Below are 1,338 nucleotides of genomic sequence, written 5' to 3' on the forward strand. Positions count from 1 at the left end.
TCCCGTACCAAAAATCAGTACGTTACCGACACCGGGCAAACGCGCCAATTCATTTTGCATGTTAATGGTGGCGTAGTTATTCAAAAAGAGGCCATCGTACTCGCCATGTTCTGAGGTTAGAGTAATAAATTGCAAAATAGCCGTCGACTTTTGTTGGACAACCACCCCTTGCTTCTGTACTGCGTCAGGAAGCTGTGCCATCGCGGCTTGTACCCGGTTTTGTACCAGAACTTGCGCAAAGTTCAAATCCGTACCAATTGCAAAGGTAACAATAAGTGTGTAGGTACCACTGTTCGTACTGGTAGATTGCATGTACAGCATTTTTTCCACCCCATTGACCTGCTGTTCAATAGGGAGACCAACGGTATTAATAAGGGTTTTCGCATCCGCCCCGGGATAGGTCGTCGTTACCTGAATCGTAGGCGGTACAATCGACGGGTACTGCGTTACCGGTAAAGCCAGAATGGCTACCAAGCCCAACAAGACCAGCAAGAGGGCAATAACATTCGCCAAGATAGGCCGTTCAATAAAAAATTTGGAAATCATTTCGCTTTGCTCTCACTGGATGAGTCTGCTTGCTTTTGAGTCTGCACTTTGTTGCCTGGAGTCGCATTTTGTACTCCATCAACAATAACATTGTCTTGTGCATCTAAACCCTTAACAATTCCCCGCACTCCTTGCTTCGCGCTACCCAGAGTAACCCGCTTTAAAATCACCTTATCCTCTTTATCAACAATGAATACATAAGGACCAACTGCTGTTCTGGCTTAGTCACGGCAATACGTACTTGTACAAAAAGACCAGGCAGAAATAAGTGATCTTTGTTGGGTAATTTGGCACGTAACTCCATCGTTCCGGTGGCGGCATTCAAACCGGTATTTACGAAATCCAAGCTCGCTTTATATTCGGTATTAGGATCGCTTTGTAAACTCACGTAAACCGGGACCTTGTTAAAATCTTTAGGAGTAATACCCATTTCTTTTGCCGCGGCTCTTAATTTAAGCAGATCTAATTCATTCAAGTTAAAATAAACATAGAGTGGGTCTATTTGCTCAACCGTTGCTAAATTAGTTGCTTGTCCATTACCCACTAAGTTGCCGATATCCACTAAATGTCGGCCAATACGACCATCAAAGGGTGATAAAACGTGGGTATAACTGTAAGTGATTTCTGCATTAACCGCTTCGGCAGTGGATTTATCGATTTCCGCGCCAACTTCCTGAGTTTTTGCCAACCATTTTTCCACTTCATTTTTGGAGGTAGCATTTTGCTTGAACATGCGCTGTTGGCGCTCATATTCGTTTTTGTTATAAGCATTTGCTGCCTTTTGTGCAACTA

The 1,338-nt window shown here is 43.8% G+C and carries 1 protein-coding gene and 1 pseudogene; both read right to left on the reverse strand.

The window, feature by feature from the left end; genetic code table 11:
• Positions 1-546 (reverse strand): efflux RND transporter permease subunit (locus tag ACQY7T_RS12390; protein WP_428413823.1); only part of this gene is annotated, 546 nt, incomplete at its 3' end.
• Positions 543-1,338 (reverse strand): annotated as a pseudogene (locus ACQY7T_RS12395) (efflux RND transporter periplasmic adaptor subunit); the annotation flags it as partial. The gene ACQY7T_RS12390 and the pseudogene ACQY7T_RS12395, both read right to left, overlap by 4 nt.

This window comes from Legionella sp. (assembly GCF_965140895.1).
Classification (GTDB): Bacteria; Pseudomonadota; Gammaproteobacteria; order Legionellales; family Legionellaceae; genus Legionella.